We start from the raw sequence: 14,939 nt of genomic DNA, 5'->3' as shown, positions 1-14,939 counted from the left end.
TCTCGGGTAGAGGTAACTGCGAGCGTCCTTGCCGTCATCACCGGCCTGTGGAACGGGCTCGGTGTGGCGCCACTATTGGAGGGATTCTGTGTGCGCCTGACCTCTGTATCGGCTGGGCTTTAGGAAGATTTGGTGTAAAGCGAAAATATTTTTCAAGGTGTTTCAGCACTGAAACACCTTGACACTAACCCCCTGTGGCGAGGGGATTTATCCCCGATCGGCTGCGAAGCAGTCGCAAAATCTGAAGACCGTTTTTTTTGCCAAAGTTTGAGGGCTGCTTCGCAGCCCATCGGGGATAAATCCCCTCACCACAATATGTTCAGGGAGTCAGTTATTGAGTTTGGCCATCTGCCAGACCCGGGCGATGTCCGTCGCGCGTTCGCGCAACAGGCGTGGGGCTTCGGCGCAGGCCTGTTCGAGGGTCATCGGCCCGCTGGTCACGGCGAATGCCGCATCAATGCCGTGTTCATAGAGTTCCTGATAACCCTCGCCCAGTGTTCCGGCAATGACGATCACCGGTACGCCGTGTTGCTTGGCCACGCGTGCCACGCCGAACGGCGTCTTGCCGCGCAAGGTCTGCGCGTCGAAGCGCCCTTCGCCAGTGATCAGCAGATCCGCGCCGTTGACCGCTTCGGCCAGGCCCACCAGTTCGGCAACCACCTCGACACCGGCCTGAAATTGCGCGCCGAGAAACGCCTTCGCCGCAAAGCCCAGCCCGCCCGCTGCACCACTGCCCGGTTCATCGCGAACATCCTTGCGCAACGCTTGCGCGCAGAGGTCGGCGAAGTGTCCCAGCGCCTGATCCAGTTGCTGCACCTGCGCCGGTGACGCGCCTTTTTGCGGGCCGAAAATCGCTGAGGCACCGTGCGGGCCGCACAGCGGATTGTTGACGTCGGCGGCGATGTCGAAACGCACCTGGCCCAGACGCGGATCAAGTTCGCTCAGGTCCAGCCGCGCCAGTTGCGCCAGTGCCAGGCCGCCCGGCACCAGTGCCTGGCCTTGCGCATCGAGCAATTTCACCCCGAGCGCCTGCATCGCGCCGGCGCCGCCATCGTTGGTGGCGCTGCCGCCAATCGCCAGAATCACCCGTTGCGCGCCGGCATCCAGCGCGGCGCGAATCAGCTCGCCGGTACCGAAGGTACTGGTGATGCACGCATCGCGCTGCCCCGGTGAGACCAGTTGCAAACCGCTGGCCTCGGCCATTTCGATGATCGCGGTGTGATTGTGTGGCAGCCAGCCCCACGACGCATCGACCGGCGTACCCAGCGGCCCGCGCACCCGGTTGCGCCGCAGTTCACCTTCGCAGGCGGCAAGAATCGACTCCACCGTACCCTCGCCGCCGTCGGCCATCGGGCATTTGACCAGTGTTGCTTGCGGCCAGACTTGCGCCAGTCCCAGCGCAATGGCCTCGGCAACGCCTTGGGCACTCAGGCTGTCCTTGAACGAATCGGGGGCGATGACGATTTTCATGCGAATTCTCCAGTTCCAATGCTCCTCATGCTGCCAGTCGGCATGCGCATTGACGCCTGTCCGCTGCACAAGCGCGGTTGGCGATTATTGTTCATTTCTACAAAAGCCTTGGGCTTGATGCCGAATGTTCTGGCCCTATCGCGAGCAGGCTCACTCCTACAGGGGAACGCATTTCAAGTGTAGGAGTGAGCCTGCTCGCGATGGCGTCTCAGAAAACATACGCTCAGCCCGGATCAGTCTGAGGAAGCAGCTGCACCCCAAGGTACAACGCCAGCATCCCGTCGAGCTTCAGCGGATCAACCCCACTGATCTCGGCAATCCGCTCCATCCGGTAGCGCAGGCTGTTGCGATGAATGCCCAGCGCATCGGCACACGCCTGGCTCTGGCCATCATGTTCACACCAACTGCGCAGGGTCGCGAGCAACTGGCCGTTGCCGTCCTTGGCGATCACCTTGCGCAACGGTTTAAGCAGTTCATCCAGCGCATCATCGTTGCGATGGCGCCAGAGCATCACCGGCAGACGATAGCGATTGAGCGTCAGCAGGCGCGACTGCGGCAACACGTCCCGGCCATAAGCCAGCAGATCGCCGACCCGCTGGTAACAGCGGCGCAGCCCGAGCAGACCATCCGCTTGCCCGCCGACAGCGATACGCAGAATGTTCCAGCCGAGACCATCGAGTTTTTCCAGCAAACGATCATGCTCGACCGTCTGACCCGCCGGCCTGCACCACAGCAGCGATGACTTGGAAGAACTCACACACCAGCTGTCCGGGTAGCGTGAGGTCAACCACGCACTCAACGCCTCGACGGTTTGCCCCGGCCCATGCTCCAGCCCCAGTTCGAACAGGTACGGCACCCGTGTCAGCTGCGGTTTGAGTCCCAGCTGCTGCGCTTCATCGACAAGTCGCGGCGAGTCCCCCGCGTCGCTCAACAGCAACGCCAGCAGGTCATCGCAACGCTGGCGCCGCCATTGCTGCTCGGCCTGCTGGTTGCGCTGACCGACGAGCATTTCGGCAGTCATGCGCACCAGTTCGGCGTAGGTGCGCAATTGCTCCGGCTCGCCGGTAATGCCAAGCACACCGATCAGGCGCTGATCGAGCAGCAGCGGCAGGTTGATCCCCGGTTGCACGCCCTTCAGATGCACCGCAGTTTGCGCGTCGATCTCCACCACCCGCCCGTTGGCCAGCACCAGTTGTGCGCCTTCGTGACGGGTGTTGATGCGCTCCGGTTCGCCACTGCCAAGGATCAGACCCTGGCTGTCCATGACGTTGACGTTGTAGGGCAAAATGGCCATGGCCCGGTCGACGATATCCTGAGCGAGGTCGTGATCGAGTTCGAACATGATCGGCAAAATCCTTAAGAAACGGCAGCGGACGGTTGTTCACCCGCACAGGGTCTGGCGGTAAACCCTGTGCTCAGGCACAAAGACAATCCGGCCACCAGTGACCGAGACTCTCAGGGCGATGCACGTTAACCTGTGCATCGCAAAAAATCATAATAAAGAGAGAGCCGCTATGTCGCAGAGCGCCGCAGCTACCCAGACCATCGACGCCGATAAAAACGCCGTCTACAAACGCATCACCCTGCGTTTGATTCCCTTCATTTTCATCTGCTACCTGTTCAACTACCTCGACCGGGTCAATGTTGGCTTCGCCAAACTGCAGATGCTCGACGCGCTGAAGTTCAGCGAAACCGTGTACGGCCTCGGTGCCGGGATCTTCTTCATCGGCTACGTGCTGTGCGGCGTACCGAGCAACCTGGCCCTGACCCGATTCGGCCCGCGACGCTGGATCGCGCTGATGATGATCACCTGGGGCACGCTGTCGACCTGCCTGTTGTTCGTCACCACGCCAACCCAGTTCTACACCCTGCGCCTGTTCACCGGCGCCGCCGAAGCCGGGTTCTTCCCGGGCGTGGTGCTGTACCTCTCGCAGTGGTTCCCGACGTTCCGCCGTGGACGGATCATGGCGCTGTTCATGTCGGCGATCCCGGTCTCCGGTCTGCTTGGCAGCCCGTTCTCCGGCTGGATCCTCAATCACTTCGCCGCCGGCCAGGGCGGTCTGGCCGGCTGGCAGTGGATGTTCCTGCTGCAAGGCATTCCGACCGTGATCCTCGGCGTGCTCGCCTACTTCCTGCTCAGCGACAGCTTCGCCAATGCCAAGTGGCTGACTGCGCATGAACGTGCGGTACTCGAAGCGGATCAGGCCGAAGACCTGGCGAACAAACCGAAAACCGGATCCGATTCGCTGCTGGCGGTGTTCAAGAATCCGGCGATCTGGGCCTTCGGCCTGATCTACTTCTGTATCCAGAGCGGCGTATACGCGATCAACTTCTGGCTGCCGTCGATCATCAAGAACCTCGGTTTCAGCGACAACCTGGTGATCGGCTGGTTGAGTGCGATCCCCTATCTGCTGGCGGCGGTGTTCATGCTGCTGGTCGGACGTTCGGCGGACTTGCGCAAAGAACGTCGCTGGCATTTAGTTGTGCCGATGCTGATGGGCGCGCTCGGCCTGCTGATCGCGGTGAACTTCGCCGCCAACCCGGCCATCGCCATTCTCGGCCTGACCATTGCGACCATGGGTGCGCTGACCGGTCTGCCGATGTTCTGGCCTGTACCAACCGCCCTGTTGAGCGCGGGCGCGGCGGCCGGAGGTCTGGCGTTGATCAACTCGATGGGGCAGATGGCCGGTTTCCTCAGCCCCTATCTGGTGGGTTGGGTCAAGGACAGCACCGGCTCGACCGATGCGGCGCTGTATTTGCTGGCGGGTGTAATCGTTGGCGGCAGCTTGCTGGCGTTGCGCATGACGCGGACGCTGCGGGCTTAATCATCACGCTTTAAGATCAAAAGATCGCAGCCTGCGGCAGCTCCTACAGGGAAACACGTATTTCCGTGTAGGAGCTGCCGCAGGCTGCGATCTTTTTTTGCTGATTGATTACAGCGTCAGCTATTGCCAATCAGGTAAAAATCCCGCAAAAACGCCAGGATCTTTAAAGGATTTTTACCAATGAGCTCGATTCTCGATCTGGAGATCTTCGTCCGCGTGGCCGATTCCGGCAGCATCTCCGCCGCTGCCCGTGCGCTGGAACTGACACCGGCCGCCGCCAGCATCGCGCTGAAGCGTCTGGAAACCCGCCTCGGCATCCGCTTGCTCGCGCGCTCCACCCGCAGCATGCGCCTGACCGAAGAAGGTCGGCGCTATCTCGACAGCGTGCGCATCGCCCTGTCCGCACTGGCCGAAGGCGAGCAGGCGCTCAAGCAACACGGCGAAGGCCTCAACGGCGTGCTGCAACTGGCGGCGCCGTCGGATTTCGGGCGCAATGTGTTGTTGCCGTGGCTTGATGATTTCAAGCGCGAACATCCGAATATTCAACTGCAATTGCTGCTCAATGATCGGCATGCCGACCTGTTCCGCGAAACCGTGGATGTCGCGCTGCGCTTTGGCGTGCCCAGTGATTCGACGCTGGTGGCGTTGCCGATTCTGCCCGAGCATCGACGGGTAGCCTGCGCCAGCCCGGACTATCTGGCCCGCCATGGCACCCCGCAACACCCCGGCGAATTATGCGAGCACAGTGCCCTGCTCTATCTGCGCAACGGACGCCCCTACAACACTTGGCGCTTCAGTCGCGCAGACGAAACGCTGGAGGTAGAAGTCCACGGCGACTACTTCAGCGATGATGGCGAAGTCGCGCGACGCTGGGCGCTGGCCGGGCACGGCATCACTTACAAAGCCTGGCTGGATGTTGCCGATGACGTCTACGCCGGACGCTTGCTGACCCTGTTCGATGACTGGCAGGGCGAGAGCGTGCCGTTCAATCTGCTTTGCCCGCATCGGGTGCAGGTGTCGGAACGCGTTCGGGTGTTGCAGGCGTTTTTGCAGACGCGTTGCGCAGCGCTCAGCCGATAATTCACTTTGCCGGGTCGGACGCTTCTGGTATTTGATTGGAGTTTTCCCACCGACAAAAGGATTTCGGCATGAGCTATCGCACACTGGGGCACTCGGGGTTGCAGGTGTCCACCCTTACCCTCGGCACGATGATGTTTGGCGAGCAGACCAGCGCCGAGGATTCGCTGCGCATCATCGACAAGGCCTGGGATCAGGGCATCAATTTCATCGACACCGCCGACGTCTACACCAACGGCCGCTCGGAAGAAATCGTCGGCGAGGCGATTGCCCGCCATCGACATGAATGGGTGCTGGCGACCAAGGTCGGTTTCGGTCCGGTGGACGGCGTGCCGAACCGCAGCGGTTTGAGCCGCAAGCACATCTTCAATGGTCTGGAGGCCAGCCTGACGCGCCTCGGCACCGACTACCTCGACATCTATTACCTGCATCGCGAAGACCACAACACGCCGCTGGAAGTCACGGTGTCGGCGATTGGCGATCTGATTCGCCAGGGCAAGATTCGTTACTGGGGCCTGTCGAACTATCGCGGCTGGCGCATTGCCGAGGTGATCCGCATCGCTGACCAGTTGGGTGTCGATCGCCCGGTGATCAGTCAGCCGCTGTACAACATCGTCAACCGCCAGGCCGAGACCGAGCAGATCAGCGCCGCGCAAACCTATGGCCTCGGCGTGGTGCCTTACAGCCCGCTGGCCCGTGGCGTGCTCAGCGGCAAGTACGCACCGGACGTGACCCCGGACGCCAACAGCCGCGCCGGACGTCAGGACAAACGCATTCTGGAAACCGAATGGCGGGTGGAATCGCTGCGTATCGCCCAGCAGATTCAGCAGTACACGCAAGGGCGTGGGGTCGGGATTGTCGAGTTCGCGATTGCCTGGGTGCTCAACAACAGCGCGGTGACCTCGGCGATTGTCGGGCCGCGTACCGAACAGCAGTGGGATGCCTACACCAAGGCGCAGGCGGTGCAGATCACCTCGGAAGATGAAGCGTTTATCGACTCGCTGGTGACACCGGGGCATGCGTCGACGCCGGGTTTCAACGATGTGAGCCATTTTGTGTCGGGCCGTAAACCGCATCAGGGCTAAGCGCTTCGCGAGCAAGCCCGCTCCCACAGGGGATTGTCGCCGGATGCAAACCTTGTATTCGACACCAATTCACTGTGGGAGCGGGCTTGCCCGCGAAAGCGTTGGCCCCGTCACCAAAGATTGCGAGTCTGGCCCCTCTTCGCGAGCTGAGTCACAGTCACAGGTTTTGTGCTTATCTTCAAGATGTGTGGGAAATATTGAGCACTCGGCCAATATTCAGCACAAAAACCACGTATCCTGCGCGCCCTGTTTGATCACCCACCCGCGAGGACAGTTTGTCTAAAGGTATCGCTCTATCGGTTTCAGCCTCGGTGCTGTTTGCCGTCATGTATTACTACACCTCGCTGCTCACCCCGTTGAGCGGCGTGGAAATCTTTGGCTGGCGGATGCTGCTGACCGTGCCGTGCATGACCGTGTTCATGCTGGTCTCCGGGGAATGGCGGCGGGTGCTGGAATTGTTGCGCAAGGTCGCGGGCTATCCGAAGCTGATCGGCGGCCTGATTGTTTCGGCGGCGTTGCTCGGCGTGCAGTTGTGGCTGTTCATGTGGGCGCCACTCAATGGCTACAGCCTCGACGTGTCGCTGGGCTATTTCCTGTTGCCACTGGCGATGGTACTGACCGGGCGCATCGTCTACGGCGACAGCCTGTCGTATCTGCAGAAAATCGCGGTGTTCTTTGCCATTCTGGGCGTGGCGAACGAGCTGTATCAGGTCGGCGGCTTCTCCTGGGCGACGCTGGTGGTCGTCATCGGGTATCCGCTGTACTTCGTGCTGCGCAAACGCCTGAAGACCGACAACCTCGGCGGGCTGTGGGTCGACATGACCCTGATGCTGCCGGTGGCGTACTGGTTTGTGCGCGGTGGCGAACAAGGCTTTGCCGTATTCGATCAGTACCCGGGGTTGCTGTGGCTGATTCCGCTGCTCGGCCTGATCAGTGCTTCGGCGCTGGTGGTGTACATCATTGCCAGTCGCTTGCTGCCGTTCAGCCTGTTTGGTTTGCTCAGTTATGTGGAACCGGTGTTGTTGCTCGGTGTGGCGCTGTTGCTGGGGGAAAGTATCAAGGCGGGAGAGTGGCTGACTTATATTCCGATCTGGCTGGCGGTGGTGGTACTGGTGTTTGAAGGCTTCAAGCACCTGATGCGGCAACGCCGCTCCTGAATGCAAAAGATCGCAGCCTTCGGCAGCTCCTACAGGAAAACTCATTCCAAATGTAGGAGCTGCCGCAGGCTGCGATCGTTTGATCTTTTGATCTTTTGATTTTGAAAAAGCCTGGCATAAGCCAGGCTTTTTTATCGCTTACTCGGTGGTCAGCACACCACGACGCACCTGATCACGCTCGATCGATTCGAACAGTGCCTTGAAGTTACCCTCGCCGAACCCATCATCGCCTTTACGCTGGATGAATTCGAAGAACACCGGGCCCATCAGGGTTTCCGAGAAGATCTGCAGCAGCAGGCGCTTGTCGTCCGGGTTCGACGAGCCGTCGAGCAGGATGCCACGCGATTGCAGCTGATCAACCGGCTCGCCGTGGTTCGGCAGGCGGCCTTCGAGCATTTCGTAGTAGGTGTCCGGCGGCGCGGTCATGAAGCGCATGCCGATCTTCTTCAACTGATCCCAGGTCTTGATCAGGTCGTCGGTGAGGAACGCCACGTGCTGGATGCCCTCGCCGTTGAACTGCATCAGGAACTCTTCGATCTGCCCGGCGCCCTTGGACGACTCTTCGTTCAGCGGGATACGGATCATGCCGTCCGGTGCGGTCATCGCTTTCGAGGTCAGGCCGGTGTATTCGCCCTTGATGTCGAAGTAGCGGATCTCGCGGAAGTTGAACAGCTTCTCGTAGAAGTTGGCCCAGTAGGCCATACGACCGCGATACACGTTATGGGTCAGGTGGTCGATGATCTTCAGGCCGGCACCGACCGGGTTGCGGTCAACGCCTTCGATGAACACGAAGTCGATGTCGTAGATCGAGCTGCCTTCACCGAAACGGTCGATCAGGTACAGCGGCGCACCGCCGATGCCTTTGATCGCCGGCAGGTTCAGTTCCATCGGACCGGTTTCGATGTGGATCGGCTGGGCGCCGAGTTCCAGCGCGCGGCTGTAGGCCTTTTGCGAATCCTTGACGCGGAACGCCATGCCGCACACCGACGGGCCGTGTTCGGCGGCGAAGTACGAAGCGACGCTGTTGGGTTCGTTGTTGAGGATCAGATTGATCGCGCCCTGACGGTACAGGTGCACGTTCTTCGAACGGTGGGTCGCGACTTTGGTGAAGCCCATGATCTCGAAGATCGGCTCCAGGGTGCCAGGAGTCGGCGATGCGAACTCGATGAACTCAAAGCCCATCAGGCCCATTGGGTTTTCGTATAAATCTGTCATGGTGACGCCTCATCATTCTTATCAATTAACCAAAGTTATTTGTCAGTAATGCTGAGGCTGCGGGGCGGTGCGCAGGAGATGCCTCGCACACTGCGGGCGAGGAAGTCACCGTAGATCAGTTGAAACCCGAATATCTTCATTGTCGACCCAAGGCTCTTGCGGGCGAGGCTTCTGCTGCCAGAAGACGATTATTATTGTATGCGTAACCCGATTCTACACAGCGTAAATAGGGTTGTCTGCCCTCTCTATAAAATCCGCCTTTTTCGCATCGGTGCAAGAGCTTTGTTGCACAGGTAAAGCACTGAGCCTGTTTCGCACTCCCCCACCGATCAACAGCTCGTAAGCTGCACAAGCGCCAACGGCCATCTATCATGCGTTTTGACTCCGCTGTTTTCACAGGCGCGCCGTTGCCAGGCCTGCATTCGAGAGTTTCACTCCTTCGCAACAGGATGCGTCCATGCCCTTGACCGTCAGACCCCGCCGCAAACGTAGCGTGCGGATGATTGTGACTCTGCTTTGCGGCGTGTTGCCGGTGCTTCTAGGCACAGGAATTCTGTATATGCAGGCCGAGCGCACCCTGCAGCAAAGCACGCAGAACACCGCCGATGAAGCGTTGCGCCAGTTCGAATTGATGCTCGACAACACCGCTCAGGCCGCCAGCGAACTGCTGCCACTGGCCGGCCAGCCCTGCGACAGCGCCACACTGGCGTTGCGTGAGCAAGTGACGCGCCGCCCTTTCGTGCGCTCGACCAATCTGGTGTGGGACAACAACCTCTATTGCAGTTCGCTGTTCGGGGAGTACAAGGAAGCCGTGAACCCGGGCGACTACACCCAGGGCAAGCTGTGGTTGATGAACGGCAACCCCGTCACGCCCAACACTGCGTTGCTGGTATATCGGCTCAGCGCAGGTCGCGGCGGCGCGCTGACCACACTCGATGGCTATCACCTGAGTAACGTCCTGCGCCTGATCGGCCGGCAGACGTTGCTGTTGTTGCAGGTCGGCGACAACTGGCTGTCCGCCGATGGCAAAGTGCATCAGGGCGCCCTGCCGCCGTTGCCCGTGGCGCAAAGCATGCTGGTGTCTTCGCGTTATGCCTTTAGTGTCGCTGCAGGTTTCCCGCACGGCGAAACCTGGCGCTACATGGCCGATGAATATCCGCCGCTGTTCAGCCTGCTGGTGTTTTTCGGGGTGATCTCGGGCGCTATCGGCCATATCCTGCAGCGGCGCTCCACCTCCCCCAGCCATGAAATGCTGCGCGCACTGGAAGCTGGTGAGTTCATCCCTTACTTCCAGCCGGTGGTGCATGGCGACAGCAGGAAATGGTCCGGCACCGAAGTGTTGATGCGCTGGAATCACCCCAAGGAAGGCCTGGTACGGCCGGATCTGTTCATCCCCTTTGCCGAACACTCGGGGCTGATCGTGCCGATGACCCGCTCTTTGATGCAACAGACCGCCGCCCTGCTCGGCCCGCTGTCTGCGGGCTTCGACAAACCGTTCCACCTTGGCATCAACATCACCGCCAGTCATTGTCACGATCTGCAACTGGTTGAAGACTGCCGCGAGTTTCTTGCCGCGTTCGCGCCCGACAGTATCAGCCTGGTGCTGGAGTTGACCGAGCGTGAACTGATCGAGCCGACCGACGTCACTCTTCAGTTGTTCGAGCAACTGCACAGGCTGGGGGTGATGATCGCCATCGACGACTTCGGCACCGGGCATTCCAGCCTGGGTTACCTGCGAAAATTCAATGTCGACTTTCTCAAGATCGACCAGAGCTTTGTGGCGATGATCGGTATTGACGCATTGTCGCGACACATTCTGGACACGATTATCGAACTTTCGGCCAAGCTTGATCTGGGTATTGTTGCCGAAGGTGTAGAAACCCAGGCGCAGGCCGACTATCTGACCGCGCACCATGTCAACTTCCTGCAGGGCTATCTGTTTGGAAAACCCATGCCTGGCGCCGATTTCATCCACGCATTAAGTCATCATTAACTAAAAAGAATTAAGCCTGGCGCTGCGATTCAACGCACCAAATTGATACAAAAGACCACCGTTGTTACATGACGACAACATCAGGATTTACTCTTGGCGCATTAACTACTACAATTTTTTCAGCCTGTGCAAGATTGGCAGGTGAGCCATTATCACCGAGTCGCTTCAAGGCTCTTGGCTTATAGCTTTGTTTGCGGTTGGTATCAGCCAAACACACTATTGGAGTAAAGATATTGTCCAGACTCGCTGAATTTCGTGCAGCTGAAAATGCCCATCAGGAACAGCTCAAGCAGTTGGAATCGCTGAAGAACGATGCCGGGCTCAAGAAAGAAATCGAATTCGAAGAAAAGCTCCAGGGGCTGATGAAAACCTACGGCAAAGGCCTGAAAGACATCATCGCAATCCTCGATCCGAACCCGTCCAAATCCGGCCTGCAGGCGCCTGCCGCACCGAAAACCCGCCGCGCTCGCGTGGTCAAGGTTTATCAGAACCCGCACACTGGCGAACTGATCGAAACCAAGGGCGGCAACCACCGTGGCTTGAAAGCCTGGAAGGAACAGTACGGTGCTGCCACCGTTGATTCCTGGTTGCGCGGTTAATCTTGCGTCAACAAACCAGCCCTGCTTTATGCAGGGCTTTTTTTTGGACAATATCTAACAAAAGCAACGATTTCCCCCGCGCTAGTTATCAATCCGCTTTAACACCCACAAGCCGTGCGGCTAAACAATTTGCACCGGAATGTTGCTGCGGTAACCAGCGCTAAACTTTGTGCTTAATGCCTTCGGGTATCTAATCCTGCCGGGCTGCGAACAGACGTTTAAAGTTTCACACTGTTTCTCACGGCGACAATTTCGTCAGCGCTGGCCTTATAAACCTCAGCCTGACCCGCGTAAGAAAGTACATACGCTTTATCGGCCTCGACCGCGGCGACCAATGTTTGCGACAACACATGACGGCCATTTTCAGTGATCGTGCAGGTGGTTTCCTGCGCGTCCGAGGAGCCGAGCTTCGCCGGGTGGACTTTGTTGCAAACACTTTGATAGCCGCTCTGGAAGAAGTCCTTTTGAATCGACTTGCGCATTTCCAGCAGAACGCCCTGCACATTGACCTGATGACCGGTTTCCACCTGCGTCATGGTCAACTCCATCACCATGACCTGATTGCCGTCAGCGTCGTTTTTCACTGCACGCTGACGCGAAACCTCAGGGGATGTTTCGGGCAATACCTCCACCTCCCAACCCGCAGGCCAGGTGATGCTCGGCGGATCCGCCAAAACCGGGGCGGCAAGCAGCGACGAGAAAAGGCAAACGAACAGCGCTTTGAACGGTCGGATCATTACCAGAGCCACCCACAGATTGAGCATTAAAGTCTGAGGCTCGGCCGCCCACAGAGCAAGCCGCGCATTCGGTTTGGCGATGCCGCCCCGCATGCGTATCATTGCGCCCATTCACTCGCCCCATTGTTACGGAGGGCCTATGAGCCTGCACGAACTGAACACTTTCCCCGGCGTCACCGCCACGCCAGACAGCGCAACCCGCAACTTCGTCTTCAACCACACCATGCTGCGTGTGAAGGACATCACCCAGTCGCTGGACTTCTACACCCGCGTCTTGGGTTTCTCGCTGGTGGAGAAGCGTGATTTCCCGGAAGCCGAATTCAGCCTGTACTTCCTCGCGCTGGTCGACAAGTCGCAGATCCCGGCCGACGCCGCTGCCCGCACCGAATGGATGAAGTCGATTCCCGGCATCCTCGAGCTGACTCACAATCACGGCACCGAAAACGACGCCGAGTTCGCCTATCACAACGGCAACACCGACCCGCGTGGTTTCGGCCACATCTGCATCTCGGTGCCGGACATCGTTGCCGCGTGCGCGCGATTTGAAGAGCTGGGTTGTGATTTCCAGAAGCGCCTGAGCGACGGCCGCATGAAAAGCCTGGCCTTCATCAAGGACCCGGATGGCTACTGGGTTGAAATCATCCAGCCTGCGCCGCTGTAAAAAGATCGCAGGCTTTGCCAGCTCCTACACATTTCCTGTAGGAGCTGCCGCAGGCTGCGATCTTTTGCTTCACCCATAAAAAAACCCATGATCGCTCATGGGTTTTTTCGTTTCAGCGACTGACGTTTACGCCGGCGCCGAAGTACGGATCAAGTGATCGAACGCGCTGAGGGAAGCCTTGGCGCCCTCGCCCACCGCAATCACGATCTGCTTGTACGGCACAGTGGTCACGTCACCGGCCGCGAAGATCCCCGGGATCGACGTCTCGCCACGGTTGTCGACGATGATCTCACCACGTGGCGACAGCTCGATGGTGCCTTTGAGCCAGTCGGTGTTTGGCAGCAGACCGATCTGCACGAAGATCCCTTCCAGCTCGACGCTGCGCAGTTCGTCAGTCTTACGATCCTTGTAACGCAGGCCGTTGACCTTCTCGCCATTGCCGGTGACTTCAGTGGTTTGTGCACTGGTGATCACGGTGACGTTCGGCAGGCTGTGCAGCTTGCGTTGCAGTACCGCGTCGGCACGCAGTTGCACGTCGAACTCCAGCAGGGTCACGTGGGAGACGATACCGGCCAGGTCGATGGCCGCTTCAACGCCGGAGTTACCGCCGCCGATCACCGCCACACGCTTGCCTTTGAACAGCGGACCGTCACAGTGCGGGCAGTACGCCACGCCCTTGTTGCGGTATTCCTGTTCGCCCGGCACGTTCATTTCACGCCAGCGCGCGCCGGTCGCCAGAATCACGCTCTTGGCTTTCAGCGTCGCGCCACTGGCGAAGTGGACCTCGTGCAGTTCGCCGTTCTTGCCCGGGATCAGCTTGTCGGCGCGTTGCAGGTTCATGATATCGACGTCGTACTGCTTGACGTGTTCTTCCAGCGCAGTCGCCAGTTTCGGGCCTTCGGTTTCCTGCACGGAAATGAAGTTTTCGATGGCCATGGTGTCCAGCACCTGACCGCCGAAGCGCTCGGCCGCGACACCGGTGCGGATGCCTTTACGGGCGGCATAGATCGCGGCCGAAGCACCGGCCGGGCCACCGCCGACCACCAGCACGTCAAAAGCGTCTTTGGCGCTGATTTTCTCGGCCTGACGCTCGCTGGCGCCGGTGTCGAGTTTGGCGAGGATTTCTTCCAGGCCCATGCGGCCCTGGCCAAAGTTCTCACCGTTGAGGTAGATGCTCGGCACGGCCATGATCTTGCGATCGTTGACTTCGTCCTGGAACAGCGCGCCGTCGATGGCGACGTGACGGATGTTCGGGTTTAGCACGGCCATCAGGTTCAGCGCCTGGACCACGTCCGGGCAGTTCTGGCACGACAGCGAGAAGTAGGTTTCGAAGCTGAACTCACCTTTGAGCGAGCGGATCTGTTCGATCACTTCAGCACTGGCTTTCGATGGGTGGCCGCCGACTTGCAACAGGGCCAGCACCAGCGAGGTGAATTCGTGGCCCATCGGGATGCCGGCGAAACGCAGGCTGATGTCGGCACCCGGGCGATTGATCGAGAACGACGGTTTACGCGCATCGGTGCCGCTGTCGATCAGGGTAATTTGGCTCGAAAGACTGGCAACGTCTTTCAGCAGGTCAAGCATTTCCCGGGATTTCGCACCGTCGTCGAGGGAAGCAACGATCTCGATCGGCTGGGTAACCCGTTCCAGGTACGATTTCAACTGGGCTTTAAGATTGGCGTCCAACATACGGGCGATCTCCTGTGTCTTTATTCGAGGCGAAAAAAAGCCCGAGCGAATCTCGCCCGGGCTTTTTCAATGGGCGGTGCAGCTTACTGAAGTAGGTGCGGAGTCCCGCCCTGTGTTGCGTGTCTCACAGACTCAGATCTTGCCGACCAGGTCCAGGGACGGAGCCAGAGTGGCCTCGCCTTCTTTCCACTTGGCCGGGCAAACTTCGCCTGGGTGAGCAGCAACGTATTGAGCAGCCTTGATCTTGCGCAGCAGCTCGGAAGCGTCACGGCCAACGCCGCCATCGTTCAGTTCAACGATTTTGATCTGGCCTTCAGGGTTGATCACGAAGGTGCCACGGTCAGCCTGGCCAGCTTCTTCGATCAGGACGTGGATGTTGCGGGTGTTTACTTGTGTCGGGGATGATATTATGGTGTTGTGTATTTTGCTTT

12 protein-coding genes and 1 pseudogene are annotated in these 14,939 nt (G+C 59.2%); 7 read left to right on the top strand and 6 right to left on the bottom strand.

Annotated features, from left to right (window positions below):
• Positions 1-327: 327 nt before the first annotated feature.
• Both ACIOUG_RS04080 and ACIOUG_RS04075 read right to left on the bottom strand, forming a co-directional pair.
• Positions 328-1,470, bottom strand: coding sequence for a glycerate kinase (locus ACIOUG_RS04080; RefSeq protein ID WP_401062720.1), 1,143 nt, complete (start codon positions 1,468-1,470; stop codon positions 328-330).
• 223 nt (positions 1,471-1,693) lie between these two features.
• On the bottom strand, positions 1,694-2,812 hold the full coding sequence (locus tag ACIOUG_RS04075; RefSeq protein WP_401062719.1) for a sugar diacid recognition domain-containing protein: 1,119 nt from the start codon (positions 2,810-2,812) through the stop codon (positions 1,694-1,696).
• A 172-nt stretch (positions 2,813-2,984) separates the two neighbouring features.
• Here ACIOUG_RS04075 and ACIOUG_RS04070 point away from each other — a divergent pair, with 172 nt between their 5' ends.
• The 4 genes from ACIOUG_RS04070 (at position 2,985) to rarD (ending at position 7,614) form a co-directional block, all read left to right on the top strand.
• A complete protein-coding gene (locus ACIOUG_RS04070) occupies positions 2,985-4,295 on the top strand; it encodes an MFS transporter (protein WP_401062717.1) in 1,311 nt (436 codons plus the stop codon).
• 180 nt (positions 4,296-4,475) lie between these two features.
• A complete protein-coding gene (locus ACIOUG_RS04065; protein ID WP_401062716.1) occupies positions 4,476-5,375 on the top strand; it encodes a LysR family transcriptional regulator in 900 nt (299 codons plus the stop codon).
• Positions 5,376-5,443: 68 nt separating this feature from the next.
• Complete coding sequence (locus tag ACIOUG_RS04060; protein ID WP_401062715.1) at positions 5,444-6,457, top strand: aldo/keto reductase; 1,014 nt, start codon at positions 5,444-5,446, stop codon at positions 6,455-6,457.
• A gap of 275 nt (positions 6,458-6,732) precedes the next feature.
• On the top strand, positions 6,733-7,614 hold the full coding sequence (rarD, locus tag ACIOUG_RS04055; protein WP_401062713.1) for an EamA family transporter RarD: 882 nt from the start codon (positions 6,733-6,735) through the stop codon (positions 7,612-7,614).
• Positions 7,615-7,752: 138 nt separating this feature from the next.
• Here the strand turns inward: rarD and hppD are convergent, their stop codons facing one another.
• Positions 7,753-8,829 carry a 4-hydroxyphenylpyruvate dioxygenase gene (gene hppD / locus ACIOUG_RS04050; protein WP_401062711.1) on the bottom strand — a complete coding sequence of 359 codons (1,077 nt, stop codon included), beginning with the start codon at positions 8,827-8,829 and terminating at the stop codon, positions 7,753-7,755.
• Between the two features lie 457 nt (positions 8,830-9,286).
• On the opposite strand from hppD, the gene ACIOUG_RS04045 reads away from it, so the two are divergent.
• Together ACIOUG_RS04045 and ACIOUG_RS04040 are read left to right on the top strand one after the other, a co-directional pair.
• Positions 9,287-10,822: an EAL domain-containing protein gene (locus ACIOUG_RS04045; RefSeq protein WP_401062709.1), complete on the top strand. Its 1,536-nt coding sequence runs from the start codon at positions 9,287-9,289 to the stop codon at positions 10,820-10,822.
• Positions 10,823-11,055: 233 nt separating this feature from the next.
• On the top strand, positions 11,056-11,421 hold the full coding sequence (locus ACIOUG_RS04040) for a histone-like nucleoid-structuring protein, MvaT/MvaU family (protein ID WP_401062708.1): 366 nt from the start codon (positions 11,056-11,058) through the stop codon (positions 11,419-11,421).
• 218 nt (positions 11,422-11,639) lie between these two features.
• On the opposite strand, the gene ACIOUG_RS04035 is transcribed toward ACIOUG_RS04040, so the two are convergent.
• Entirely contained in the window at positions 11,640-12,158 is a 519-nt protein-coding gene (locus ACIOUG_RS04035) for a DUF4946 domain-containing protein (RefSeq protein WP_401062828.1), read from the bottom strand.
• 139 nt (positions 12,159-12,297) lie between these two features.
• Here ACIOUG_RS04035 and gloA point away from each other — a divergent pair, with 139 nt between their 5' ends.
• Complete coding sequence (gloA, locus tag ACIOUG_RS04030; RefSeq protein ID WP_401062706.1) at positions 12,298-12,819, top strand: lactoylglutathione lyase; 522 nt, start codon at positions 12,298-12,300, stop codon at positions 12,817-12,819.
• A 126-nt stretch (positions 12,820-12,945) separates the two neighbouring features.
• Here the strand turns inward: gloA and ahpF are convergent, their stop codons facing one another.
• Together ahpF and ACIOUG_RS04020 are read right to left on the bottom strand one after the other, a co-directional pair.
• A complete protein-coding gene (gene ahpF / locus ACIOUG_RS04025; RefSeq protein WP_401062704.1) occupies positions 12,946-14,508 on the bottom strand; it encodes an alkyl hydroperoxide reductase subunit F in 1,563 nt (520 codons plus the stop codon).
• A 132-nt stretch (positions 14,509-14,640) separates the two neighbouring features.
• A pseudogene (locus ACIOUG_RS04020) lies at positions 14,641-14,939 on the bottom strand (peroxiredoxin); the annotation flags it as partial.

This window comes from Pseudomonas sp. NPDC087803, assembly GCF_044742995.1.
Lineage (GTDB): Bacteria > Pseudomonadota > Gammaproteobacteria > Pseudomonadales > Pseudomonadaceae > Aquipseudomonas.
This window is presented reverse-complemented; position numbering and strand designations above follow the sequence as displayed.

Excerpts from the sequence above, each read along its gene's own strand:
- ACIOUG_RS04080 (WP_401062720.1), bottom strand. The coding sequence starts at position 1,470 with ATGAAAATCGTCATCGCCCCCGATTCGTTCAAGGACAGCCTGAGTGCC.
- ACIOUG_RS04075 (WP_401062719.1), bottom strand. The coding sequence starts at position 2,812 with ATGTTCGAACTCGATCACGACCTCGCTCAGGATATCGTCGACCGGGCC.
- ACIOUG_RS04070 (WP_401062717.1), top strand. The coding sequence starts at position 2,985 with ATGTCGCAGAGCGCCGCAGCTACCCAGACCATCGACGCCGATAAAAAC.
- ACIOUG_RS04065 (WP_401062716.1), top strand. The coding sequence starts at position 4,476 with ATGAGCTCGATTCTCGATCTGGAGATCTTCGTCCGCGTGGCCGATTCC.
- ACIOUG_RS04060 (WP_401062715.1), top strand. The coding sequence starts at position 5,444 with ATGAGCTATCGCACACTGGGGCACTCGGGGTTGCAGGTGTCCACCCTT.
- hppD (WP_401062711.1), bottom strand. The coding sequence starts at position 8,829 with ATGACAGATTTATACGAAAACCCAATGGGCCTGATGGGCTTTGAGTTC.
- ACIOUG_RS04045 (WP_401062709.1), top strand. The coding sequence starts at position 9,287 with ATGCCCTTGACCGTCAGACCCCGCCGCAAACGTAGCGTGCGGATGATT.
- ACIOUG_RS04035 (WP_401062828.1), bottom strand. The coding sequence starts at position 12,158 with ATGATCCGACCGTTCAAAGCGCTGTTCGTTTGCCTTTTCTCGTCGCTG.
- gloA (WP_401062706.1), top strand. The coding sequence starts at position 12,298 with ATGAGCCTGCACGAACTGAACACTTTCCCCGGCGTCACCGCCACGCCA.
- ahpF (WP_401062704.1), bottom strand. The coding sequence starts at position 14,508 with ATGTTGGACGCCAATCTTAAAGCCCAGTTGAAATCGTACCTGGAACGG.